This window comes from Xanthobacter sp. NM-25, assembly GCF_022138605.1.
Taxonomy (GTDB): domain Bacteria; phylum Pseudomonadota; class Alphaproteobacteria; order Rhizobiales; family Xanthobacteraceae; genus Xanthobacter.
The window spans coordinates 484,530-508,402 of record NZ_JACBFS010000001.1; the positions used below are offsets into that span (position 1 = coordinate 484,530).

Sequence of the window (23,873 nt, forward strand, 5' to 3'; positions counted from 1 at the left end):
CGGCCGCGAGCTGTCCGAAACCAGGCAGCAGCGGCGCGTGGTCTCCGTAAAACACCAGCAGCGAATGCTCCGTGTGGGCGTCGAGCGACGCCGCCATGGACGCCAGCAGGGCATCCGCATTGGCGATGTGCTGGCAGTATTGCTCCACCGGATCATCGGTCGCCGTCAGCCGGCCGGGGCCATAGGGGTCGTGCGCCTCCATGGTCACCGTCATCATGTACAAAGGCTGTTTCCGCCGGCGCGCCTCCAGCAGTTCCGCCTCCATGCGCGCGCCCACCGCCCGATCCGCCACATAGGGACCGAAGCGTTCGGCCCCGGCGAAGTCCGCCTCCGAGAGGAAGCGGCCGTAGCCGAGTGCCGGAATGGCGCGGGCACGGCCGAAGAAGTGCCGATCGTAGGGGTGCATGAACACCGTATCCCACCCGGCCCGGGCCAAGTCCGCCGGCAAGGCATGACCGGCGAAGCGATGCGGTCGCAGATAAGGGTGGAAGCGATCCACCCCCTGGGCGGTGAACGGCAGGCCGGTGGCGAGGGCGAACTCCGGCCGCAGCGTATAGGCCCCGTAGCAGGGCACCAGCAGCCGGCCATGGGCGAGCGCACGGCCCTTCAGGCCATCGAAGGCGGGCAGCAGCACCCGGCCGCCATGGCGGCGCAGGTCATAAAAGGATTCCGACTGGATGACGACCACCGCATCCAGAGGCACCGACGCGGCGGGGCGAGGCGGGGACGCGGGGACGGCTGCGGCCCGAGGTGCGGGCGGCGGCAGGGCACGCAGCGCCACGGCGGACACCAGCAGGGAGGGCATCAGCCCCAGGCGCGCCACGAAATCGTGTGCCGGCTCGTGGGCCACCGCAGCCTGCGCGCGGGTCGCCAGCCCCAGGACCCACCGCGGCCACCCGTAGGCCGCCAGCACCAGCAGGGCGAGGCCTGCCGCCAGCGCCGCCTGCAGCGCTCCGCTTAAGGATCGCGGCTCGAGCTGCATCCAGGTGACGATCAGAGCGACGAGCCCCAACGCCACCGCCGCCACGCCCAACGTCTTGCGCCAGCCGAGGTAGAACAGCTCGGGATGGCGGACCAGATGGGTGATGAAGGCGAGATCTGTGATCACGAGGGGTTCGGTGAGGTGCCGCCGCTTCTCCCCGGAAATCACCAGGAACACCGCGGTGGTGATGGCGGCGGCGGTAGCGGCGAACGCGGCGCGCGCGGACAGCGCCAGCCAGAACAGGAACAGCAGCGAATAGGCGCAGCCGCGCAGCACCAGATGTGCATCGCGCCGGATCGCCACCGCGCCGCGCCCCACCGCCCAGCGATCGAGCCCCTCGCAGACCAACACGGCCATCACCCAGGCAACGCCCGTGATCGCCCCGCTCCCAGCCATCATATCCCCACCATCGTGGCCAGCCCCGGCCACCTTCGCACCAGGCCGGACCGACGACTCACCGAGACCACCATCATGCCGCACCCCTGCGTCTTCTTCACAAGCGCCCGGCGCGTCGGTCTCCACTGTTCACACGCGTGCGACCACGCCATAGCCTTATGCTGCACCGCCAAATGAAATTGAAGCTAGGCGTTTATATGGTATGCCTCGTGCAACCGCTCGGCATTCATGACTCGCTATTCAGTCGACCCGGCACGCTGGAAATGGAGAAAGGGCGTTCATGTCGGTTTTCATCCCGCCATTTCCCCCTCGGCCTGAGAAGGCCCTGTCCATTGTGGAGATGTTGCGCCGCGGATCGACAAACTTCATCAGCATTTTCGAAGAAAGTGCCTTCGTGCATCAGACCATGTCCCTGCAGGTCCTGACGCGCCAAGTGTTCATTTGCAATAGTCCCGAAAGCATCAACGAAGCCTTTGTCGAGAAGGCCGCAAATTTCGAGCGCAAGAGCCCACAGATCCGCTCCGGCCTTACACCGCTGATCGGCGATGCCCTCGCCATCAGCGATGGCCCGGCGTGGGCACAGCGGCGCGCGCTGGTGGAGGGCGTGCTGAGCGCCAGCCGCACACAGGCGCTGCTGCCCGAGGTACTCGCCATCCTCGACGCCGTAACCGCCGACTGGCCGCAGGGCCCGCAGGCGCAGGACATCGACATGCTGGACGCCACGGCGACGCTGTCCGCGCGCATCATCGGCGGGCTGCTGTTCGGCCCGAGCTTCGGCGCTGCCGAGGCGGCGGCCATCCGCGCCGCTATCGCCGACTATCAGAAGCATACCGACCGCAGCGACCTGCCCCTGCTGCTCGGGCTGCCCAGCTGGAAACCCTTCCGCCAGAACACGCCGATCCTCCGCAGCGCCGGCGCGGTCCACGCCCTGTTCGAGCGCCTGCTGGCGGCAAGCCTGGACAGTGGCAGCGGCCTTGCCTGCGTCCTACGCGACAGCGGGCAACTGGATCCCACAGCCCTGCGCAACGAACTGATCTCACTCTATCTCGGAGGCGACGACACCGTCGGTGCGCTGCTCGCCTGGGTGTTCTATCTGGTGTCTCAGGCGCGCGACGTGGAGGCGCGCCTGGAGGAAGAGCTTTACGCCTTCGTCGGCCCGCAGCTGAAGCCGGCGGAGGAGCTGGCCCGCTTGCCCTTCGTACGCGCCATCCTCTGCGAGGCGGCACGGCTTTATCCACCGGTGCCGATGTTCGCCCGCCAGGCACAGGCGGCCGACGAGATCAACAAGCGGAAGATCTCGGCCGGAGCGCTGGTGGTCGTCATCCCCTGGCTGCTGCACCGCCACCGCAACCTGTGGCACGAGCCGGATCTGTTTCAGCCGGAGCGCTTTCTGCCGAATGCCCGCCGGAAGCTGCGAGAGAATGCATTCGTGGCTTTTTCCATCGGCCCTCGGGCCTGCCCCGGTGCCGCCCTTGGCCTGGCCGAAGCCGCCGTCTGCGTTGCCGCGCTCAGCCACCGCTATCAGTTCCGGCTCAAGCCCGGCACCGTGGTCGAGCCGGTGTGCCACCACACCCTGCGACCGAGCCCGGGGCTGCCGATGCGGGTTCAGCGCCGCGTGCTGCCCACCGGAGTGCGCGTGCCGGCGCCGCGCGCCTCGTGAAGAGGCCGGCCACACCGCCCGCAGGTGGCGAAACTGCGCGACGAGAGCGACGCCGGTGCAGGGCGAGGGACAACAGGGGAGTGGGAAGCGATGGTTGGCGTGCTGATCGCGCTCGTCGTGCTGGGGGTGATCGTCAGCGTGCTGTCCGTGTTCACCGCGGCGCGCAAGCTGTTGTGGCTGCACCTGCCCACCGAGCCGGCGAGCGCGCGGGTCTCGGTGATCCTGCCGCTGACCGGGCCGGCGCCCCACCTGCCGCACCTGCTCGCCCGACTGGCAGCGCAGACGCTGCGTCCCCGCCGGCTGATCGTCGTGGTGGAATCACAGGATGACCCGGCCTGCGCCGCTGCTCGCGCCGCCGCGCCGGACGCAGGTTTTCCGGTGGAGATCGTGATTGCGGGACCCGCCGTCGACCAGGCCCAGAAATGCCATAACCAGCAGGCCGCGCTACGCCATATCGACGCGCATGACGAGATCATTGTCTGCATGGATGGCGACATCCGCCCCCATCCCACCTGGCTGTCAGCCCTGGTAGCCCCTATTCGCAACGAGGACTTCGACCTGGTCACCGGGCACCGATGGCAGCAGGTGGCGGCGCCGCGGCTTGGCGCACATCTCATCGCCGCTATCGACCGGGCCGTGACCCTGACCCCGCGCCTCGATCGCGACAGCACGCGGGTGGTGTGGGGCGGCAGCATGGCCATTTCCGTGGCGGCGGCGGCGCGCATGGATTTCGCGGGCAGTCTCGACCATACCTTGTCCGATGACCTGTCCATTGTCACCAGAGCAGCGGAAGCGGAGCTGCGCGTGGTCACCCGTGGCGCCCTGTTCATTGCCTCGCCGTCGGATGCGCGCCTGGGCCCGGCCTGGCGCTTCGCGCGCCGGCAATATCAGATCTGCCACATCTACCGACCCTGGCTCTGGCGGCTGGCCCTGACCCTGATTGGCACGCGCCTTCTGGCGTGGATCGCGGCGACGGCGCTGCTGGGTATGGGGCATCCGTTCGGCGTCGCGATCGTGCTGCTCTGCGGCCTGGGGCTTGCCAAGCAATATCTGGTTGCGCGGGTCGCCGACCGGGTCGGCATTGCCGATCCTGCGGCGGTTCGCCTCGGCCAACTGGCGCTTGGCGTGATACAACCCGTAACCGACGTGTTCCACGCCAGCGTCATCCTGGCGGCGGTATGGACGCGGCACGTGCGCTGGGGCCATGTGCTTTATGAAGTCCAGGCTCCCGACCGTATCCGGGTGAAGGAGAGGCGGCCATTCACACCTTGATCCGCGCCTGCGCCGGCGCCTTCGGGCGGATCCCCTTCGCGGCCAAGATCGCCGGGCGGTTCCTGGGCGATCCCATGCCGCTGCTCGGCAACAAGCCGCTGGAAGGCTGGCAGACGGTGTTCCGCCTGCCCTATCGCCAGCTGGCCGTGGTCAACGACAACGCCACCGCCGAAACGGTAATGCTCGACCGTGCCGGCACGTTCCCAAAGAGCGCCGTCGTCTACACCCTGCTGCGCCCGCTGATCGGCGAAGGGGTGTTCGGGCAGCCGGGCGGCGACACGGTGAAGGAAACGCGGCGGCTTCTGGCACGCGCACTGGCGGCCATTCCGCCCGAGCACATCGCCGAGGTTACCCGCGCCGTGACCCTCGAATATCTGGAGGGCTGGCTGCAGAACCCCGGCGCGCCGGCGCCGGTGGGGGTGGACCTGTCGCGCCTCACCGTGGATGTGGTCTCCATCTGCACCCTGGGCCGGCGCTTCTCGGCAGCGGAATCGCTGCGATTCACCGAGCTCTTCTCGCTCTATCACCAGCGTTCCAAGGCCACCTTGCTGATGCTGGCCCATGACGACCCGAAGGTGCGCGCGCGCATCATCGCCGAGCTGGAACTGGCGGAGATCGGCGCGGACATGCGCGCCCTCATCCGCCAGTGCTTCCTTGCGGCGCCCCTCGCCCATGGGCCGGGCGCCGCCCCGGGCATCTTCGCCAAGGCCCTGGCCGATTCCGGCTTCGCCGCTCCGGGCCAGGACGATCGGGCCCTCGACGAGATCGCGGTGATGCTGCTCGCCGGCCACGAAACCACCGCCTCGACCCTGAGCTGGCTGCTTCACACCCTGGCCCAGGATCCGCAGATGCAGGAGAGCGCCGCCGCCGCGCTCCGAGGCGAAACGGGCCGGCGCAAGCGCTTTTCCGGTCACAGCGGTGCGGAGGTGGGGTTTGCGCTCACCCAGGAGGCGCTGCGCCTTTATCCGCCCATCGGCTTCTTCCTGCGCGAGAACCGCAAGGACGTGGAGCTGGAAACGCGCACCCTGCCGAAGGACAATTTCGTCGTGGTGGCGCCACGCGCCCTGCATCGCCATCGCCGATACTGGAAGCGCCCGGACGATTTCTATCCCGAGCGCTGGCTGGACAAGCCGGAGCCACCGGCCCGTACCGCGTTCATCCCCTTCGGCATGGGGGCGCGGGTGTGTCCCGGGGCGCAGTTCGCCAATATCGAGATGGCGGAAATCACGCGGCTTCTGCTGACCCGCGCCCGCTTCGCCTTGACAGCGGGTCCCGCGCCACGTCCTCTCGGCAACCTGACGTCGCGGCCCGAGCCCGACATCGTGCTGACGGTGACCCCCCGCCCGCCGATTGCCGACCCAGCAGAACGGAGCTGAACGCCTCGTGTCCACCACGCCCGCATCCGATTCCAGCCTCGCCGGCGCCCTGCCCTGCCCGATCACCGGCGCGCCGCCGGTCCGTCGCATTCAGACCATGTCCAAAAGCCTGATGCAGGACATCTGGAAGTATGGCCAGGGCGTGGATGTCAGCGCCCTGTTCAAGGACGTCAAAGGCTTCAGCCTCTACGAATCGCCCACCGGCCTCGTCTATTTCGACCCCATGGTGGTGGGCGACGGCGCCTTCTACAGCAGCTATTACGACAAGTGGGAGGTGCACAAGGCGTTGACCTTCCGCTGGCAGACCCGGGTCGACTTCCTGCGCACCGCGACCTATGTGCCCGAGGGCGCCAAGGTCATCGACATCGGCTGCGGGCCCGGCATCTTCCGCAATCACGTGAAGCATGCCCGCTATACCGGTCTCGACCCCTATGCCAGCCCGGACGTGGACGACGTGGTCATCCGCGAGACGCTGGAGCATCACGCCTCCAGCAATCCCGGCGCCTATGACGTGGCGGTGTGCTTTCACGTGGTGGAGCACGTGCCCGATCCGCTGCGCCATGTGCAGCTGATGGCGCAGCTGGTGCGGCCCGGCGGCCTCGTCATCCTGGCGGCGCCGCTGTTCCCCTCGCCCCTGACCGAGATCCCCAACCTGCCCATCAACATGCCGCCCCACCACGTCACCTGGTGGAACCCGCGGGCCTTCTCGGCGCTGGCGCAGAAGGTGGGGCTTGAGGTGGTGGAGGCGTCCGAGCTGCCGCCCTCGCCGCATCAGATCTTTTTTTTCTGGCTGCACAAGCTGTTGTTCCGGCGCACCTCGGATTCTCCCGATGAGCGGTATTTCGCCCATCGCTGGGCGTGGCATGCCAGCATCGCGCTGGCCTATCTGGGCTCGCAGGCCGTCGGCCGGTTCATGCCCATGCCTTCCACCGCCCGTCCGGTAGACGCCTACCTTGTCGCACGAAAGGTCTAACCCATTGGCGGGAGACGGGACCACGCGCGATAGTGTATAGCAGCAGCGCTCAACGAAGAGGGACGCGGTGCCATGCGGGTTTTGGTGACGGGAGGCGCGGGCTTCATCGGCTCTGCCGTGGTGCGGCACGTGATGGGGCTGGGCCACGAGGTGCTCACCTTCGACAAGCTCACCTATGCCGGCAATCTCGCATCCCTCGCGCCGGTGGCGGACAATCCGCGCCACCGCTTTGTGCAGGCGGACATCTGCGATGCCGATGCGGTGCGCACCGCCCTTGAGAGCTTCAAGCCCGACCTGGTGATGCACCTCGCCGCGGAATCGCACGTGGATCGGTCCATCGATGGCCCCCGGGCGTTCGTCGACACCAACATCGTCGGCACTTTCATCCTCTTGCAGGAGGCCCTGGCCTATTGGCGCGGCCTGCAAGGCTCGGCCAAGGAGGCGTTCCGCTTCCACCACATCTCCACCGACGAGGTGTTCGGCAGCCTCGGGCCGGAGGGGCTGTTCCGGGAAGACACCCCCTATCAGCCCAACTCGCCCTATTCCGCGTCCAAGGCCGCTTCCGACCATCTGGTCCGCGCCTGGCACCACACCTATGGGCTGCCGGCGGTGATGTCCAACTGCTCCAACAATTACGGGCCTTACCACTTCCCGGAGAAGCTGATTCCGCTGGTCGTTCTCAATGCCCTGGATGGCGCGCCGCTGCCCATCTATGGCACTGGCGAGAACGTGCGCGACTGGCTTTACGTGGAGGACCACGCCGAGGCCCTGTTCCTCATCGCCACCCAGGGACGTCCCGGCGAGAGCTACAACGTGGGCGGCGCCAGCGAGCGCCGCAACATCGACGTGGTGCGCACCATCTGCGCCGCGCTGGATGAGCGGGTGCCGGATCCGCGCGGTCCCCGCGAGCGGTTGATCACCTTCGTCGCCGACCGCCCCGGCCATGACGCGCGCTACGCCATCGACTTCTCCAAGCTGAACCGCGAGCTCGGCTGGTCGCCCCGGCACACCTTCGAGAGCGGTATCGCCGACACGGTGCAGTGGTATCTCGACCATCGTCCCTGGTGGGAGCCGCTGCGCCAGCGCTACCAGGGCCAGCGGCTTGGCCTCGCCCCCGTGGAAAAGGCATCCTGATGCACATCCTGCTGCTCGGCGCCGGCGGCCAGCTCGGCCGCGAGATCTCCGACCATGCCGCCAAGCAGGGCCTGTCCCTGACCGGCCTCACCCATGCTGACCTCGACATCAGCGATCCGGTGGCCGTGGCCCGCGCGCTGGAATCCCACCGCCCCGATGTGGTGGTGAATGCCGCCGCCTACACCGCCGTCGACAAGGCGGAGAGCGAGCCGGAACTCGCCGCGCGCATCAACGCATTCGCGCCAGCCCACATCGCCGAGCGCTGCGCGCGCTATCGCACGCCGCTGATCCACGTCTCGACCGATTACGTGTTCGACGGCACCAAGCCCACGCCCTATGTGGAGCAGGACCCGGTGGCGCCCCTCGGCGTCTACGGGCGCACCAAGGCGGCCGGCGAGGCGGCGGTCCGCTCGGCGATGGAGCGGCACATCATCGTGCGCACCTCCTGGGTCTATGGCGCCTACGGCGCCAATTTCCTCAAGACCGTGCTGCGGCTTGCCCGCGAACGGGATCGCCTCACCATCGTCGCCGATCAGATCGGCTGCCCGACGGCCACGCACGATCTGGCCGAAGCGCTGCTCGCCGCCGCCCGGGCGGCGGCCACCGGCGGCGCCCGCTGGGGCACCTATCACTTCGCCGGCGACGGTGCGACCACCTGGCACGGCTTCGCCAGTGAGATCGTCCGCGTGGCGGCGCCGAAGCTCGGCCGCCATCCGGAGGTGGCGCCGATCACTACCGCCGACTATCCCACCCCCGCCCAGCGGCCGGCCAATTCCCAGCTCGCCAGCGACCTCTTCCATCGCAGCTTCGGCCTGCGCGCGGCGCCGTGGCAGCAGCGTGTTCAGGAGGTGGTGGAGCGGCTGCTGGCGGAGACCCCCGTTTCCGCCTGACGGACCTTCGGCTCCCCGCGCTGATCGACATCACCGTGGGCCCAACTGGTCCCGCCGTGCCGGCTGCGGCTGGTCCTTTTGTGCACTGCGCGCATCCTGTAGGGTGCCCCCGTTTCTGTCCGAGCCACGGCTGAGGTCCACCATGGACCCGTGCGGGCTCGCCGCGTCGGATTTCGAGATGAGCAGCAATTTCAACGAAGAGACCATCACCAGCGTCCATCATTGGACCGACAACCTCTTCACCTTCACCTGCACCCGTGATCCGGGCCTGCGCTTTCTGAACGGCCAGTTCACCATGATCGGCCTGATGCTGGACGGCCGCCCGCTGCTGCGCGCCTATTCCATGGCCAGCGCCAATTACGAGGAAGAGCTGCAGTTCTTCTCCATCAAGGTGCAGAACGGCCCCCTCACCTCGCGGCTGCAGCATCTGAAAGTGGGCGACAAGATCCTGGTCGGCCGCAAGCCCACCGGCACGCTCATTCAAGATAACCTGCTGCCCGGCAAGCGCCTTTACCTGCTCTCCACCGGCACCGGCCTCGCGCCGTTCCTCTCGGTGACCAAGGATCCGGACGCCTACGAGCGGTTCGAGAAGATCATTCTCATCCACGGCACCCGTACCGTGGCCGAGCTCGCCTATGAGGACTTCTTCACCAACGAGCTGCCGAACAACGAGTTCATCGGCGAAGAGGTGAAGAAGAAGCTCATCTACTACCCCACGGTTACCCGCGAGCCGTTCCGCAACCAGGGGCGCCTCACCGATCTCATCACCTCCGGCAAGCTCTTCGCCGATATTGGCCTGCCGGTGATGTCGCCGGCCGAGGATCGCCTCATGCTCTGCGGCAGCCCGCAGATGCTGAAGGACATGGTGGCCATTCTGGAAGAGCGCGGCTTTCAGGAAGGCAGCCAGTCGGCGCCGGGTCACTATGTGATCGAGAAGGCGTTCGTGGAGCGCTGAGGCGAGGCCGCGGTCGCCCAAAGGGTCGCGGCTCTATGGCCGCGCCGCCCATCCTCGCTTAGTCTGCATCCGAGGCGTCGATGTTCGGGGCCGCTTTTCCGCGGCCGATGTTCGGCCGGGGTCGCACGCGGGGGCGCGGGACGACACGGGCATGTTCGATGCGGTGATCATCGGAGGCGGACCGGCCGGGGCCTCCTGCGCCCTGTGGCTCAAGATGCTGGGATTCCGCCCCTGCCTCATCGAGCGCCGGTCTGCCCTCGGTGGTTTGCAGAACGACAATCCCTATCCCAACGAGTGGATCGCCTCGGTCATGGGCAAGACCGGATATGAGGTGGCCCATGACCTTGATGCCCACCTCACGAGCCATAGCATCGTCTGCCGCCGGGGCGAAGCGGTGGCCAGCCTCGAGGTGGTGGCGGGCGGCTTCCGCGTCACCACAGAGAACGGCGCCCTGATCCTGGCACGCACCGCGGTGCTGGCGAGCGGCGTGCGACCGGTGAAGGGCGGCCTTTCGGCGTCTGAGCAGGTGCTCATCGGTCCCGGCCGCACCATGTTCAATGCCGCGTTTGAAGGGCAGCACGTGGCCATCCTCGGCGGCGGCGACAATGCCTTCGAGAACTACATCTTCGTGCGCAAGCGCGGCGCCACGACGGTGCACATCTACGCCCGCACCATCCGCGCACGTCGCGAATTCCTGGAGAAGGTGCCGGCCAGCGACGTGCGCCTCGGCCCCTATGCGGTGGAACCGGAAACGCCGGCGGTCGCCGACCGGGCCTATGACCGCCTGGTGGTGCTCTATGGCTGGGAGCCCTACCTGCCCTATGCGCGGGATCTCGAACTCGCCCGCACGCCGCGCGGTTTCGTGGAGACCGATGCCGCGTGTCAGACCTCCATCCCCAACCTCTATGCCATCGGCGAGCTGGCGCAGCGCATGCACCCGTGCTGCGTGACCTCCATGGCCGACGGCATCGTTGCCGCCAAGGCGATTCAACGCACACTGGAGGAGGATGCCGTCGCCCGCTTCGTGGATCGGGTGCGGGGTGCCGTCACCGCACCGTAACCGTGAAGGTCTCTTAAATCACTCTCCCGGCAGGGGTTCCAGGCGGCCCAGCGGTGCGCACCCAAGGCCTCGGGCCGGCGCGGCGGGCGGTGGTGTCGACAGCGCCTGCGCCACCTCCGGCCGGCGCAGCAGCGCCGCGGCGGCGGCATAGATGGCGCTGGGCTCGCTGACCGGCACATGGGCCACATCCGCCACCACCCGCGCCGGGCGCGGTGACAGCACCACGATCCGATCGGCGAGGCGGACCGCCTCGGCGATGTCATGGGTCACGAACAACACCGCTGTTCCCGCCCGCTCCACCTCCTGGCGCACCAGACCCTGCAGGTCCTGGCGCAGCCCCACATCCAGCGCCGAGAACGGCTCGTCCATCAGCACCAGCTGCGGCGCCACGGCCAGCGCCCGGGCGATGGCGACGCGCTGCTGCATGCCACCGGACAGGGCGGACGGCCGCTTGTCGAGATCCGCCGGAGCGAAGCCGAAGCGCGTGAGAATGTCGTTGGCCATGCCCCGCCGCGCGGCACGGGCAACGCCCCGGGCCTTGAGCCCAAAGGCGGCGTTGTCCCGCGCATCCGCCCACGGCAGCAGGCGGGGCTCCTGAAACACCATGGCGATGTCCTCGAAGCCATTGGCCAGACGGCCGGCGCTCGGCCGTTCGGCCTTGGCGGCAAGACGCAGCAACGTGGTCTTGCCGCAGCCAGAACGGCCCAGGATGACCACCAGTTCGCCGGGCCGGACCTCCAGCGAAATGCGATCCAGCACCACCCCATCGGCATAAGCGAGGCGCACCTCATCGAATGCGAGCATGGTCAGCCCCCTGCCGCCGCGAGCACCTGCGGCCGGTCGCTGCGCGCCGCCTGCCAGCCCCGCAGCGGCGCCAGCAGAATCGCATCGGCGCACAGCAGCACCACCACCACGAGCACGATCCAGGCCATGGTCTGGGCGAGGTCGAGATAGGCCCGCGCATTGGCGATACCTCCCCCGACCCCATCAGCACCGCTCAACACCTCGGCCATCACCGCCACCTTGAAGGAGAAGGCCAGCGCGGTCGCCAGCGCCGGCACCAACTGCCCCGCCAGCGCCGGCAGAATGAGATCCGTGGTGCGCTGCCACAGCGGCGCCCGGTACACCCGGGCCATTTCCTCCAGCCGGGGATCGCGGCTGCGCACCCCGTGCATCGCCGCCAGGAACACGATGGGTGCCGCGGTCACCGCCACCGTGAAGGCCGGCGCGGCGCCGCCGGGGCCGAACCACAAGAGCGCCAGAACCACCCAGGCGATGGGGGGCGTGCCCAGAATCATGATCAGAACCGGCGTCGCCATGGCGCCCACCGGCATCACCAGCCCCCCGGCGAGGCCGAGCAGCAGCCCCACCGCGCCGCCCACCGCGAAGCCGCCCAGCGCGTGGCCCGCGGTGGCCAGCAGCGCCGGCAGCGCCGCCCCCTCCACGATCAAGGCCCACAGGGCGCGCCCCGTCTCCTGGAGCGAGGGCAGCACGAAGGGGCCGAGGGCGTGGAAGCCCCACTGCCAGGCGGCCGCCAGCAGCGCCACCCCGAACGCGCCCCAGCCCCACCGTGCCATCTTGCCTGCATGGGCCGGCATGGCGGCCCCCTCACATGCTCAGATAGAAATCGTCCGGCGGCAGCTTGCCGCCGAGCGCTTCCGGCTGCATGGCCAGAATGGTCTCGTAGAACGCCACCAGGCCCGCCTGCAGTTGCTTGGCGCCATCCGCCACCACATTGAAATGGGAAAGGGAGGCGGAGAAAACCGGTGCCTTCATCCCCATCTGGGCCTGCGCCAGCTCACCGGCGGGGCCGGGATTGGCGAGCACCCAGTCGCGGGCCGGACCAAGGCCCGCGCGCAGCGCTGCCATGACCTCCGGATTGTCCTCGATCAGCTTCTCATGCACCGCGACACCGGCCATGGGCAGGCCCAGGCCGTGATGCTGCGCACGCCAGACGTCCTGCAGGTTCACCGCGCGATAGAGCGGGCGGCCCGCCTGCTTCGCCATCATGATGGCGGCCGTGGCCGGCGGCTCCGACAGGACGGCCGTGGTGACCCGCCCGGCGGCCAGCATCTGCGCCGCCTCCATCGAGGTCTGCACATAGGTGAGCTTCACATCCTTGTCGGGATCCATGCCGGCGCCCTTCAGGCAGGCCCGAAACACCAGATCCGGCATATCGTTGCGGAAGAAGCCGAGCACGTCCTTGCCGGCGAGATCCTTGATATCCTTGATATTCGGGTCGGCGCTGACCACCGTCAGATGACCCATGGACAAGATGCACAGCAGCTTGAGCGGCAGGCCGCGATTGGCGAGATTGGCCGGCACATGGGTGGGCGTGGTGAACAGGCGGGTACGACCGGATACGATGGCGGCGCGCAGGTCATCCGTATCGCGCCACAGCCGAAAGGTGGCACCAGGGGCCGCCGCAGCGAGGCCGCCAGAGGCCATCAGCCGCGCCAGCACCACGGTCGAGCCATTCGGGGCACCGAGCACCTCGAGGCCGGTCGCCGGCGCCGCGAAGGCCCGGCCCAGCCCGGACCCGGCGATTCCACAGCTCGCTGCGGCGAGCGTGCCCAGCATCTTCCGGCGCGAAAGCAAAGCTTGCATGAACCAACCTCATGAAATGGCGGGCGGGCCGCGCTCCACCCATGTTATATTCAATGAAATATAGCTGCGCCCATTCCGGTCTTTTCCGCAAGCGCACACAGGCGGCGGCGCCGCGACCAAGCGGCGCATTGGCGGCCTCGCCTTTTGCCGCGCGCAATGGCAGCATGCCGCGCGATTGGCCAGAACATCGGACACGACAGCGCAAGGGGGGCGACATGGCGGCACTGAGGGACCGACTGCGATTTGTGATGGTGCTGCTGGCACTCGCCACGCCGGCCCTGGCGGGCGCGGCATCGGCCCAGACCCTCGACCGCATCGCCGCCGACAAGACCATTCGCATCGGCTATCGCCACTTCGCCCCGCCCTATTCCTATGCCGCCAGCACCGGCAAGCCGGCGGGCTTCATTGTCGATCTGTGCCGGGAGGTGGCGGCCAACGTGCAGCGGGCCCTCAAGCTGCCGAAGCTGAACATCGAATATGTCGAGGTCTCCGCCGAGAATCGGTTCCAGGCGGTGCACGACGGCAAGATAGACGTGCTGTGCGAGCCCAGCTCCATGACCATGTCGCGGCGGGCGCTGGTGGATTTCTCCTTGCCCACGTTTCTCGATGGCGCCGGCGTCGTCACCCGCGGCAAGCCGGTGAAGGGGCTCGAAGAGCTGGAGGGGCGCAAGGTGGGGGTGCTGAAGGGCACCACCACCGAGGAGACGCTGCGCTCCACCCTGGCGCAGATGCGGGTGAAGGCGGACGTGGTGGCGGTTTCCGACCATCCGGAGGGCCTGCGCCAGCTCGCCGATGGCAAGCTCGATGCCTATTTCGGCGACCGCGGCATCCTGCACTACCTCATCACCAACAGCCCCTATGCCGGCAGTCTGGCCCTGTCGGACCAGTATTTCACTTTCGAGACCTATGCCCTGGCCCTGCCCCGGGGTGACCAGGCGTTTCGTCTGCTGGTGGACAGCACCCTGGCCGATCTCTACCGCAGCGAGCAGATCCGCCAGATCTATGCCCGCACCTTCGGCGAATTCCCGCCGGACCAATTCCTCAACGCCCTATTCGTGATCAACGGCGTGCCGAAATAGCAGAGGGTTTCCGCTCTCCCCTGCGGCACCGCCTTTTCCCCTTCATGCAATCGTGCCAAGGGGAGGCGACTGATCCGCACACGGAACGCACATGAACACGCTCGACGCTGAAGGCCTGCTGACCGCCTGGTCCTTCGACGGCAAGGGGGCCGGAACGCGCATCGGCTGGCATGAGATCCTGCGCACGCCCATCGCCGAGGGCGGCTTCCTGTGGCTTCACTTCCGCCACATCGAGCGGGCCGACCAAGTCTGGCTGCGGCAGACCAGCGGCGTGGATCCCTCCGCCGTGGAGGCCCTGGTGGAATCGGAGGCGCGGCCGCGCTGCGCAGTGTTCGCCGATGGCGCCCTGCTCTCCCTGCGCGGCATCAATCTGCAACGCAATGCACTGCCCGAGGAGCTGATCACCGTCCACCTGTGGGTGGATGCGCGCCGCATCATCTCCGTGCAGCACGAACCCCTGTCGGCCATTGCCGATTATGAGGACATGCTCAAGCGCGGCCGTTGCCCGCGCAGCCAGGGCGAGTTCATCGCCGAACTGTCCATGCGGCTGGTGGACCGGCTCGATGCGGTGGTGAACAGCCTGATCGACGAGGCGGATGAGCTCGAGGATGCGGTTCAGTCCGCGGAGAGTTCCGAGCTGCTGCGCCAGGTTGCGGTGCTGCGGCGGGTGGCCATCAAGCTGCGGCGCCACATCGCCCCGCAGCGGGAGGCGCTCAACCATTTCTCGCTGGAAGACGACGACTGGCTGGGCCCCAAGGACCGCAACCGCATCCGCGATGCGGCCGACCGCGTCACCCGCTTCACCGAGGAGCTGGACAGCGTGCGCGAGCGCGCCGCCGTGATCCGCGACCAGATGGTGGACCGGCGCGCCGAGCAGATGAATCAATCCATGCTGGTTCTGGCGGTGGTCACCGTGGTGTTCGCCCCGCTCACCCTCATCTCCGGCATGTTCGGCATGAACGTGGGCGGCATTCCCGGCTCCACGGATGGCGAAGGCTTCTGGATCGTCAGCGTGATCCTGCTGGGGCTCGGCGGCTTCTTCCTGTGGGCATTCCGCCGCCTGCGCTGGATCTGAGCGATCCGCCCAGCGGCCTCGGGCCGCCGGCTACTGACCGGCGGCGAACACGCTGGGGAAGGGCCGGCCGCGCACATCGAACACGCGGGCGTAGGTGACGCCATCGCGCTCGATCTTCACCAGCACCGGCGCCTTGACGTCGGCGCAATAGAACTCGCCCAGCGCCAGATAGAAGTCGGCATGCCGGCTGTCATAGGTGGTCTCGTAGCGCGGGCCCAACTCGGCAGCGGCGGCGAAATAGGGCCCACACACGGCCACCCGCAGCTTGCGCCCCTGCGGCAGGGTCCGCGTGTGCGCATCCACATATTCATCAAGCTCTTCAGTGGCCTGCTTGAACGCCAGGCCCCAATAATCGAGCATGAACATTTTCTGGGCGCCGCGGATACCACCGATGATGTGGTTGTAATAGGTATATTCGTAAGGGTGCAATTTGAAGAAGTTGGCGGCCGGGAACAGCACTCCGACCACGAAGACGCTTGCCAGCGCGCCGCGGCCCACGGCGCTGCGGCTCGGCTGCCACGCCCCCAGATGGACACGCACCAGACCCGGCAGCGCCTCGGCCTTGCGCCACAGCCACGCGGCGGCGAGGCTGGCCAGCACCGCCAGAGCCGGCGACACGAACACGAAATGGCGGATGCCGTTGTAGACCACCGGCCGGGTCGTCACCACCAGAGCGATCGGGAACAGGGCGGCCATCACCACCAGAATGAGCCGCGCGCGGCGCGCCGGCGTGTCGTGGCCGGCGAACACCGCCACCACAGACCCCACCGCTCCGGCCACGGCCAGCCCCAGGAACAGCTCCGGCATCTGCACCGAGAATAGGGTCGGCACATAGCTGCGCGGCATGTCGGGCACGAGGATCGGCCGCCCCTCGAACATCTCACGCCACGGCACTTCCCAGAACTTCGAGTAATATTTCAACGCCAGGAAGGGATTGTCCGGCTGGGCCACGCCCCACGGCCACACCATGCCGAGCACGAAGTAGGCGAGCGGCAGCCCCAGCGCCAGCAGCAGCACAAACCGCCCCATACGCGCGGCGCTGGCCCGCAGACCCTGACTGCGCCACTCGCTCACGAACACGAAGGCCAGGGCCAGGGCGAGATAGATCACCGTCATCCCCCCCACCACCCGCGTGCCCACCGCGAGGCCGGCGAAAATGCCGAACAGAGTCACCGTGCGCGGCGTGGGATTGGGGAACTCATCAAACGCGCGAACCGCCGCATAGATCAGGCCGATGACCGCCACAGCGAAGGGAATGTCCTTCGCGTTCATGAACATATGGCCATAGTAGAGGGGACAGATGGCGAGCAAGGCGATGGCCGCGAAACCCGCCACCGGGCCCGCCAGACGCCGGGCGAGCCGCCACACCACCACGAAGCCCGCCAGCCCCACCGCCGCCCCCAGGAAGCGCCGGATGTCGAACACATCGAACGGCAGGACCTTGGCCAGCATGTCGGCGATCACGTCGAAGCCGCCGCCGTAATAGTAGAGGTTGACGAAGGAGAAGACCTTCCGGTCGGTCAGCCCGGACGCGAAATAGTTGTAGAGTAGGCTGCCGTATTGGGAATGGGTGAAATCATCCCAGCCGAGCCCGTAGTCGGCGAAGGTGAATGCGGCAATGGCCGCGAGCACCAGCAGCAAAGCGATGGAACAGGCATCAGCGCGCGCACCCGGCCGCCGGCTGTTAAGCAGCACCCACATGGACGGAGGACCCCAAAACGAGACACCTGAACTGAGCGCCCATCCGCCGCCGTCCCTATCCCACCACCACCTGCGGCACGCCGCAGGGTCGCGTCTCGGGTCCGTCTCGCGAAGGAGAGCGCACATAAGATCGGCTAACTTGGAACTGCAACAAGATTATGCCGGGGGTGGCCCAAATTGCGGTTTTTTACGTCCGCGAACGCGGCATTTGCTCCAATCTGGAAGGGTATTGCTACTGCTGCTCAATGGCAGGTGAGAAAAAGACGCAACCCAGGCGGTTATTGCATCGCACGCCATGACTCCGGCGGGTCCCGAGGGGATCGAGGCCAAAAAAACGCCCCGGCCGATGGCCGGGGCGTTTCATTCCACGTCGGCCGGGATCAGACGGCCTTTGCGTACAGCTCCGCCACATACTCCCAGTTGACCAGCTGGTCGACGAACGCCTTGAGGTAGTCGGGCCGCCGGTTGCGGTAGTCGATGTAGTAGGAGTGCTCCCACACGTCGACGCCGAGGATCGGGGTCGCGCCGTGCACCAGCGGGTTCTCGCCATTGGCGGTCTTGGAGACCTCGAGCTTGCCGTCCTTCACGGACAGCCAGGCCCAGCCGGAGCCGAACTGGGTGGTGCCGGCGGCGACGAAGTCTTCCTTGAACTTCTCGACCGAGCCGATGTCCTCGATGATCTTCTTCTCGAGCTCACCGGGAATGGCGCCGCCACCGTTGGGCTTCATCCAGTTCCAGAAGTGCAGGTGGTTGTAGTGCTGGCCGGCATTGTTGAAGAGCCCGGCATTCTTGCCGAACGAGCCTTTCACGATCTCCTCAAGGGATTTCCCTTCAAATTCAGTTCCCTTTAAGAGATTATTGCCATTATTCACATAAGCGAGGTGGTGCTTGTCGTGGTGGTACTCGAGGGTCTCCCGCGACATGAAGGGGGCGAGAGAGTCATAGGAGTACGGCAGGTCGGGCAGCGTAAAGGACATGAAACATCTCCGCAAACGATCCGGCGACAGGCTCGACGCAAGGGCCCCATGTCGGTTTGGTCGGCAGGTGCAGAGCGTCCGAGCTGGGACCTAGATAGGGCCGGGCCGGTCTCCAAACAACCTTGATCTCGCCAATTTTGTGGGCGCCACCACGCCTATGCATACGATGCGTCCCCATTGGGGTATGGGGGCGCCTTCCGGGCGCGAGCCGCGCCATGCCGGTTCAGTGAAATGGGGTAGCGGGATGTGGTGGTTTTTAGTCCTTCTCGGTGTGCTGATCACGCTATCCGGCGTCTCGGTGATCGCCCTCGGCGTCTCCATCTTCATCTCCACCTTCGGCAACACGCTGATCACGACGGGTGCGGTTGCGGCATCCGGCGGCTTGGTCATCATCGCCATGGGCCTGGTGCTGCGACAGATGGAGCGCCTGTCCCAGCGCATCGAGACCGCTATCGCCCGCGGCCGCGGCGGCGCGCCCGATATGGATGAGGAGATGGAGGACGAACCTGCCCTCGCGCCCCAGATCCCCATGGACGACGCGATGGAGCCCGCCATCGAGGAGGCGCCGCCGGCCGAGCCGGTGCGCACCGTGAGCCGCGAACCCCAGCGCCGCGCCCCCGCGCTCTCGGTGGAAGACCTGCTGCCGCCCGAAGCCACCTCGGCTCCCCCGCAGGAGCCCCAGCCCCGCCGCGCTCCGCCGGCCCGTCCGGTGGAGGCCCCGGTGGCCGATCCCATGCTCGACGCGCGCCGGGCGCACCTTGCCCGCCGTGGCGAGGCACCGCCGCGGCCGACGCCCGAACCGGCCCTGCCGCCCCTGCCCCGCACCGGCTATGAGCCGCCGCCCCGGACGGGCGAACCAAAGCCCGCCGCACCGGCGGTCGAAGCCGAGCCGGCACCCGAGGAGCCGCGCATCCTCAAATCCGGCATCGTCGGCGGCATGGCCTATACGCTCTATTCGGATGGGTCGATTCAGGCCGAGCTGCCCGATGGCGTGGTGCGCTTCGCCTCGCTGCAGGAACTGCGCGACCACGTGGCGCGCACCCAGTAGGTGCGCGAGACGGCGGGCGCCAGAGGTCGCCCGCCGAGCCTGATTCAACGGGCGTGTCCTGATGAGCCGGGTCGCAGCCGCGCAGCGCCAGCGGCCGCCATGCGAGACGCCGATCGGCCACAGGCTCGTTCGCGGCGGGGAGTCATTCAAACGACCAGAACCGAAGCGACCCGGGCCCTGGTGTGGGCGGCGGGGATCGAACCCGCACGCCTAAAGGCGAGGGATTTTAAGTCCCTTGCGTCTACCAGTTTCGCCACGCCCACAACGCGGCGCGCATCAGCGCGCTGGGCTTCTTAGCGGGTCTGCCGCGCCGCGCCAACTGCGCGATGGGTCGTCCCGCCTCAGGCGTCGCCAACCGCAGACGCATCCGCCGGCACCAGCGAGACGGACTCGCCGCAGCCACAGGCGGAAACCTGATTCGGATTGTTGAACACGAACTGAGCCGCGAGCTTGTCCTCCTTGAAGTCCATCTCGGTGCCCAGCAGAAACAGTAACGCCTTGGAATCAATCACGACGCGCACACCTTTTTCCTCCACGACGGTATCCAAAGGCGCGATCTCGTTCGTATACTCCATCGTGTATGACATGCCGGCGCAGCCACCATTGGCCACACCGAGCCGCACGGCCGCACCCGCCTCCTGCTGCGACAGAATCTCGTGCAGGCGCGCAGCTGCGGCCTCGGTGATGCTCAGAACAGCAGGACGCGCACGCGTCTTCGCAGAAGGAGGGGAAGTGTCACTCATGATGCAACTCCGGCCGGCGCCCAGGCGATGCGAGCGCGGATCTTCACCTAAATGGTGGATGTGGGCGCCACCCACAAGGCGCAGAGTAACGATGCCCGCCAATCCTTGGCCTCTTCGCCTGTGGCATATGGTCAAGTTTTAGCTTTAAAACTAGAACGTTAGGCTCCCGTTCCGGCGGGAGTCTCCGCTTCCGTGCAGTTCCCCTCTCCCGAAGGGACCGACCTCCCGGCGCTCCATGATCGTACACAGCCAAATTCTTCGCCTGACCATCGCCTATGCGATAGGCGCCACCATTTGGCTGCTGCTGTCCGACGTGCTGCTGACCGTGTTCGTCTGCCCCCGCGTTGCCGGAACCGTTGCGCCTTACACCAACGGTGTGTTCATCGCCATCACCTCGGTTCTGCTGTTTTTCACCCTCGAACGCATCGCCAAGGCGGGGCCGGGAGCCAGGAGCTTTCAACTGCGGGTGCTGCCGATCCTCGTGATCACCATTCTGCTCAGCATCGGCGTCCTGCTCACCATTACCTACACTTACCGGGTCACGGCGCAGCGCCTGCTGGTCGACAACCAGCGCTATCTGCAGAGCCTCACCGACATCCAGCTGCGCGCGCTTGAACGCCAGCGGGAGCAGGCCTTCGGCACCACCCACGCCATCGCGATCGCCCCCGAGATCGTCCAGCTTGTGAAGCTTTTACGAGCGTCCGCCAGCACTAACAATGAAAAGTTGCAGGCGCAAGCCCGCGCGATGCTCGCCGATGATGCCAAGAGCTTCGGCTTCACCGCGTTGCAACTGTTCGATCCCCAGGGCCGCCGGCTGAGCGCCAGCGCCGAGGGCTCCACCATTCCACCCGAGCTGCCCACGCTGCTGGCGCAGATGCGGCGCGACCGCCAGCCGACCTTCGTGCCGCTGTGGACCGCCGCCGATCTCGACACCCATCACGGCATTCTGGTCCCGATCCTGGCGCCGCCCGAGCAGGGCGGTGGGCTGGAAGGCGCGCTGCTGAGCGAGAACGCGGCCTCCGACTTCCTCTACCCGACCCTCGCCATCGGCATGCGGGGCTCGCGCTCCACCGATGTGTTCATGATGCGGCCAGTGGAAAACAAGGGGTGGCTGATCACCACGCCGCAACGCCACAGCGGAGCGCAGCCGCTCACCACCCCCATTGATCCGCACATCTACGATTTCGCCAGCGTCACCACGGATCAGGACCCGCCCCATGTGGGCCGCGACCATCTCGGCGATCGGGTGCTGGCCATCCGGCGGGCGGTCCCTGGCACACCGGTGGAAATCGTCGCGAAGATCAGCACCGATGAGGTACTCAGCTCCGCCCGCACCATCGCCGCCCTGTCGGCGGCGGTCTCCGGGCTCGCGGTACTGTTGGCCTTCGCCATCGGCGCGGCGGTCAACGAAACCATCAAGCGGCGCGCCTCGAGCCGCATGATCGCGCAGGCGCGGGCGCTCAGCCAGGCGGAGACGCGGTTTCGCGCCACTTTCGAGCAGGCGGCCGTGGGCATCGCCCATGTGGGCCTCGATGACCGGTTCCTGCGGGTGAACGGCACCTTGTGCACCATGCTCGGCTATTCGCGGACGGAGCTGGAGGGCATGCCCTGCTCCCAGGTGCGCGTTGGTGAGGATGCCGCGGAAGTGGTGGAGGGCCGCGCCCGGCTGCTCGGGGGCGGCGTCACCAATGTGCAGATGGAGAAACGCTACCTGCGCAAGAACGGATCCAGCCTCTGGATGACCTGCACCACCTCCCTGGCCCGCGACGACAATGGCGCACCGGATTACTTCATCATGGTGGGGCAGGACATTTCCGAGCGCCGGGCCCAGGACAGCGCACTGAAGGAGAGCCAGCAGCGGTTCGAGCTGGCGGTCCGCAGCACCGAGGAAGGTGTGTGGGACTGGAGCCGCCACAGCGGACACCTCTACATCTCACCCCGCGGGCGCGTGCTGCTGGGCCTCGGCCCCGACGAACCCATCGATCTCAGGGCTCTCTGGGCGTCCCTCATCCATCATGATGATCGCGATCGCTTCCGCGAGGCCTGGCGCAAGCTCAGCTCCGGTGCATCGCAGCAGTTCGAGATCGATCTGCGCATCCGGCACAAGGACCAGACCTACCATGAATTCACCCTGCGCGGCTTTGCCAGCCACGGTGACGACGGGCATGTGGATCGCTTGGTGGGCATGCTGGCGGACGTGACCGAACGCAAGCAGACCGAACGGCGCCTGAGCTTGGCGGCCGCCGTATTCATGAACTCCCATGAAGGCTTCGTGGTCACCGACCTCGACGGGGTGATCTCCACCGTCAACCCCTCCTTCACCCGCATCACCGGCTACACGGAAGCGGAGGTGGTGGGCCAGAACATGCGCCTCATGCGCTCGGGCCGCCACGACGGCGCCTTCTACCGCGCCATGTGGCACGCCATCCTCGATGAGGGCAGCTGGCAGGGGGAGGTCTGGAACCGGCGCAAGAACGGCGAGGTGTTCCTGCAGCAGCTGATGATCAGCACCGTCATCGACAGCGCCGGCAAGCCGCAGAACTACATCGGCGCCTTCCACGACATCACCGAGATCAAACGCTCCGAATTCGAGCTGGATCACATCGCCCATTACGATCCGCTGACGGATCTGCCCAACCGCACGCTCCTGGCTTCGCTGCTCGATCATGCGGTGAACCGGCCCACCGCCCATTGCGCGGTGCTGTGCGTGGACCTCGACCGCTTCAAGACGGTGAACGAGAGTTTCGGCCACATGGCCGGCGACCAGGTGCTGCGCATGTGCGCGGAACGCCTGCGCCTCGTCATCGGCGCCCGCGCCAGCGTCGGCCGCTATGGAGCCGACGAATTCCTGGTGATCGTCGAGGATCTGAAGTCGCCCGAGGAGGCGGGCACCATCGCCCGCGACATCATCAACACCCTCGCCGAGCCCTACCTGTTCCCCGACGGCACCGAGGTCTATGTGGGCGCCAGCGTCGGCATCAGCCTTTATCCGGAGGACGCGGACAGCGCCCAGCATCTGGTGCAGCATGCCAATTCCGCGCTGTTCGAGGCCAAGGACAACGGCCGGGGCACCTCCAGCTTCTATACCCAGGCGCTGACCCAGGCGGCCAAGAGCCGGATCGAGATGGAGACCGAGCTGCGCCGGGCGCTGGTGCGCGAGGAGTTCGAGCTGCACTACCAGCCCTGCGTCGACCTCGCCAGCCGGCGGATCCTCGGGGTGGAAGCGCTGGTGCGCTGGCGCCACCCCACCCACGGCCTCATCATGCCGGATCGTTTCATTCCGCTGGCGGAAGAGACCGGCCTCATCGTTCAGCTCGGCGACTGGGTGCTGGAGCAGGCGTGCCGGCAGATGGTCGCCTGGCTGGAGAACGGCACGGTCTGTGACTATGTGGCGGTCAATCTCTCGCCGCGCCAGTTCAGCCGCGACACCTTGTGTGGACGCATCGAGGAAGTGCTCGCGCGCACCGGGCTCGACGCCGAGCACCTAGAAGTTGAAATCACCGAAAGCATGCTGTTCGAGGCCCGCGCCGCCGCCGAGCAGAAGTGTCAGCAATTGGCCGACATGGGGGTGCGCATCGCCCTCGACGACTTCGGAACCGGTTATTCGTCGCTCGGCTATCTGAAGCGCTTCCCCATCGCCAAGCTGAAGATCGACCGCAGCTTCGTGCGCGACCTGCCGCAATCGGCGGCCGACGGCGAGATCACAGTGGCCATCATCGCCGTCGCCAAGGCCCTGGGGCTGGAGGTGGTGGCCGAAGGCATCGAGACCCCGGAACAATTCGACTTCCTGCGGGATCGCAATTGCGACCTCGGCCAGGGCTACCTGTTCAGCCGCCCCCGGCCGGCGGAGGAGTTGGAGCGTCTGTTTGCCCGCAAGGTCGTGCCGTCGGCGCTCTGATCCCGAAGCGGCCGCGAACCGCGAGCGGGGCGCGCTTGGTGGTTCGT

At 67.3% G+C, this 23,873-nt stretch carries 18 protein-coding genes, 1 tRNA gene and 1 pseudogene; 12 read left to right on the forward strand and 8 right to left on the reverse strand.

Going from position 1 to position 23,873, the window contains the following annotated elements:
* Positions 1-13: 13 nt before the first annotated feature.
* Positions 14-1,381: pseudogene (locus MEU52_RS02255) on the reverse strand (LTA synthase family protein); the annotation flags it as partial.
* Positions 1,382-1,718: 337 nt separating this feature from the next.
* Between MEU52_RS02255 and MEU52_RS02260 the strand changes: the two are divergent.
* The 8 genes from MEU52_RS02260 to MEU52_RS02295 all read left to right on the forward strand — a co-directional run bounded on the left by MEU52_RS02260 (position 1,719) and on the right by MEU52_RS02295 (position 10,698).
* Complete coding sequence (locus MEU52_RS02260; RefSeq protein WP_238122014.1) at positions 1,719-3,038, forward strand: cytochrome P450; 1,320 nt, start codon at positions 1,719-1,721, stop codon at positions 3,036-3,038.
* 90 nt (positions 3,039-3,128) lie between these two features.
* Positions 3,129-4,310, forward strand: coding sequence for a glycosyltransferase (locus MEU52_RS02265; protein ID WP_238121580.1), 1,182 nt, complete (start codon positions 3,129-3,131; stop codon positions 4,308-4,310).
* On the forward strand, positions 4,307-5,686 hold the full coding sequence (locus tag MEU52_RS02270; protein ID WP_238121579.1) for a cytochrome P450: 1,380 nt from the start codon (positions 4,307-4,309) through the stop codon (positions 5,684-5,686). Before MEU52_RS02265 ends, MEU52_RS02270 begins: the two co-directional genes overlap by 4 nt.
* Before the next feature lie 7 nt (positions 5,687-5,693).
* Positions 5,694-6,659: a class I SAM-dependent methyltransferase gene (locus MEU52_RS02275; RefSeq protein WP_238121578.1), complete on the forward strand. Its 966-nt coding sequence runs from the start codon at positions 5,694-5,696 to the stop codon at positions 6,657-6,659.
* A 72-nt stretch (positions 6,660-6,731) separates the two neighbouring features.
* Complete coding sequence (gene rfbB / locus MEU52_RS02280; RefSeq protein ID WP_238121577.1) at positions 6,732-7,793, forward strand: dTDP-glucose 4,6-dehydratase; 1,062 nt, start codon at positions 6,732-6,734, stop codon at positions 7,791-7,793.
* The gene (gene rfbD / locus MEU52_RS02285; RefSeq protein WP_337927119.1) at positions 7,793-8,683 is read left to right on the forward strand and encodes a dTDP-4-dehydrorhamnose reductase; all 891 of its coding nucleotides are present in this window, start codon (positions 7,793-7,795) and stop codon (positions 8,681-8,683) included. The genes rfbB and rfbD overlap by 1 nt, the downstream gene beginning before the upstream one ends.
* Positions 8,684-8,861: 178 nt before the next feature.
* Complete coding sequence (locus MEU52_RS02290) at positions 8,862-9,638, forward strand: ferredoxin--NADP reductase (protein WP_238121576.1); 777 nt, start codon at positions 8,862-8,864, stop codon at positions 9,636-9,638.
* A 151-nt stretch (positions 9,639-9,789) separates the two neighbouring features.
* A complete protein-coding gene (locus MEU52_RS02295) occupies positions 9,790-10,698 on the forward strand; it encodes an NAD(P)/FAD-dependent oxidoreductase (protein WP_238121575.1) in 909 nt (302 codons plus the stop codon).
* Positions 10,699-10,716: 18 nt separating this feature from the next.
* On the opposite strand, the gene MEU52_RS02300 is transcribed toward MEU52_RS02295, so the two are convergent.
* From MEU52_RS02300 to MEU52_RS02310, 3 genes are read right to left on the reverse strand one after another with little or no spacing between them, the layout of a single operon-like run.
* A complete protein-coding gene (locus tag MEU52_RS02300) occupies positions 10,717-11,502 on the reverse strand; it encodes an ABC transporter ATP-binding protein (RefSeq protein WP_238121573.1) in 786 nt (261 codons plus the stop codon).
* A 2-nt stretch (positions 11,503-11,504) separates the two neighbouring features.
* Positions 11,505-12,296 (reverse strand): ABC transporter permease, encoded by a 792-nt coding sequence (locus MEU52_RS02305; RefSeq protein ID WP_238121572.1) that lies wholly within the window; start codon positions 12,294-12,296, stop codon positions 11,505-11,507.
* 10 nt (positions 12,297-12,306) lie between these two features.
* Positions 12,307-13,305, reverse strand: a complete 999-nt coding sequence (locus MEU52_RS02310; RefSeq protein WP_238121571.1) for an ABC transporter substrate-binding protein — start codon at positions 13,303-13,305, stop codon at positions 12,307-12,309.
* Between the two features lie 215 nt (positions 13,306-13,520).
* Between MEU52_RS02310 and MEU52_RS02315 the strand changes: the two genes are divergently transcribed.
* Both MEU52_RS02315 and MEU52_RS02320 read left to right on the forward strand, forming a co-directional pair.
* Positions 13,521-14,384 carry an amino acid ABC transporter substrate-binding protein gene (locus MEU52_RS02315; protein ID WP_238121570.1) on the forward strand — a complete coding sequence of 288 codons (864 nt, stop codon included), beginning with the start codon at positions 13,521-13,523 and terminating at the stop codon, positions 14,382-14,384.
* A gap of 91 nt (positions 14,385-14,475) precedes the next feature.
* On the forward strand, positions 14,476-15,459 hold the full coding sequence (locus tag MEU52_RS02320; RefSeq protein WP_238121569.1) for a zinc transporter ZntB: 984 nt from the start codon (positions 14,476-14,478) through the stop codon (positions 15,457-15,459).
* A 30-nt stretch (positions 15,460-15,489) separates the two neighbouring features.
* On the opposite strand, the gene MEU52_RS02325 is transcribed toward MEU52_RS02320, so the two are convergent.
* Positions 15,490-17,160, reverse strand: a complete 1,671-nt coding sequence (locus tag MEU52_RS02325) for an ArnT family glycosyltransferase (RefSeq protein ID WP_238121568.1) — start codon at positions 17,158-17,160, stop codon at positions 15,490-15,492.
* A gap of 380 nt (positions 17,161-17,540) precedes the next feature.
* On the reverse strand, positions 17,541-18,137 hold the full coding sequence (locus MEU52_RS02330) for a superoxide dismutase (RefSeq protein ID WP_238121567.1): 597 nt from the start codon (positions 18,135-18,137) through the stop codon (positions 17,541-17,543).
* A gap of 244 nt (positions 18,138-18,381) precedes the next feature.
* Between MEU52_RS02330 and MEU52_RS02335 the strand changes: the two genes are divergently transcribed.
* Positions 18,382-19,185, forward strand: a complete 804-nt coding sequence (locus MEU52_RS02335; RefSeq protein ID WP_238121566.1) for a hypothetical protein — start codon at positions 18,382-18,384, stop codon at positions 19,183-19,185.
* Between the two features lie 178 nt (positions 19,186-19,363).
* Here the strand turns inward: MEU52_RS02335 and MEU52_RS02340 are convergent.
* Positions 19,364-19,448, reverse strand: a tRNA-Leu gene (locus tag MEU52_RS02340).
* Between the two features lie 78 nt (positions 19,449-19,526).
* Positions 19,527-19,928 (reverse strand): HesB/IscA family protein, encoded by a 402-nt coding sequence (locus tag MEU52_RS02345; RefSeq protein WP_238121565.1) that lies wholly within the window; start codon positions 19,926-19,928, stop codon positions 19,527-19,529.
* 235 nt (positions 19,929-20,163) lie between these two features.
* Here MEU52_RS02345 and MEU52_RS02350 point away from each other — a divergent pair, with 235 nt between their 5' ends.
* Positions 20,164-23,826 carry a sensor domain-containing protein gene (locus MEU52_RS02350; protein WP_238121563.1) on the forward strand — a complete coding sequence of 1,221 codons (3,663 nt, stop codon included), beginning with the start codon at positions 20,164-20,166 and terminating at the stop codon, positions 23,824-23,826.
* The last annotated feature ends 47 nt before the right edge of the window (positions 23,827-23,873 follow it).

What these genes read in the sequence shown, in the direction of transcription:
- MEU52_RS02260 (WP_238122014.1), top strand. Translation starts at nt 1,719, where the DNA reads ATGTTGCGCCGCGGATCGACAAACTTCATCAGCATTTTCGAAGAAAGT.
- MEU52_RS02265 (WP_238121580.1), top strand. Translation starts at nt 3,129, where the DNA reads ATGGTTGGCGTGCTGATCGCGCTCGTCGTGCTGGGGGTGATCGTCAGC.
- rfbB (WP_238121577.1), top strand. Translation starts at nt 6,732, where the DNA reads ATGCGGGTTTTGGTGACGGGAGGCGCGGGCTTCATCGGCTCTGCCGTG.
- rfbD (WP_337927119.1), top strand. Translation starts at nt 7,793, where the DNA reads ATGCACATCCTGCTGCTCGGCGCCGGCGGCCAGCTCGGCCGCGAGATC.
- MEU52_RS02290 (WP_238121576.1), top strand. Translation starts at nt 8,862, where the DNA reads ATGAGCAGCAATTTCAACGAAGAGACCATCACCAGCGTCCATCATTGG.
- MEU52_RS02295 (WP_238121575.1), top strand. Translation starts at nt 9,790, where the DNA reads ATGTTCGATGCGGTGATCATCGGAGGCGGACCGGCCGGGGCCTCCTGC.
- MEU52_RS02300 (WP_238121573.1), bottom strand. Translation starts at nt 11,502, where the DNA reads ATGCTCGCATTCGATGAGGTGCGCCTCGCTTATGCCGATGGGGTGGTG.
- MEU52_RS02305 (WP_238121572.1), bottom strand. Translation starts at nt 12,296, where the DNA reads ATGCCGGCCCATGCAGGCAAGATGGCACGGTGGGGCTGGGGCGCGTTC.
- MEU52_RS02310 (WP_238121571.1), bottom strand. Translation starts at nt 13,305, where the DNA reads ATGCAAGCTTTGCTTTCGCGCCGGAAGATGCTGGGCACGCTCGCCGCA.
- MEU52_RS02315 (WP_238121570.1), top strand. Translation starts at nt 13,521, where the DNA reads ATGGCGGCACTGAGGGACCGACTGCGATTTGTGATGGTGCTGCTGGCA.
- MEU52_RS02320 (WP_238121569.1), top strand. Translation starts at nt 14,476, where the DNA reads ATGAACACGCTCGACGCTGAAGGCCTGCTGACCGCCTGGTCCTTCGAC.
- MEU52_RS02325 (WP_238121568.1), bottom strand. Translation starts at nt 17,160, where the DNA reads ATGTGGGTGCTGCTTAACAGCCGGCGGCCGGGTGCGCGCGCTGATGCC.
- MEU52_RS02330 (WP_238121567.1), bottom strand. Translation starts at nt 18,137, where the DNA reads ATGTCCTTTACGCTGCCCGACCTGCCGTACTCCTATGACTCTCTCGCC.
- MEU52_RS02335 (WP_238121566.1), top strand. Translation starts at nt 18,382, where the DNA reads ATGTGGTGGTTTTTAGTCCTTCTCGGTGTGCTGATCACGCTATCCGGC.
- MEU52_RS02345 (WP_238121565.1), bottom strand. Translation starts at nt 19,928, where the DNA reads ATGAGTGACACTTCCCCTCCTTCTGCGAAGACGCGTGCGCGTCCTGCT.
- MEU52_RS02350 (WP_238121563.1), top strand. Translation starts at nt 20,164, where the DNA reads ATGATCGTACACAGCCAAATTCTTCGCCTGACCATCGCCTATGCGATA.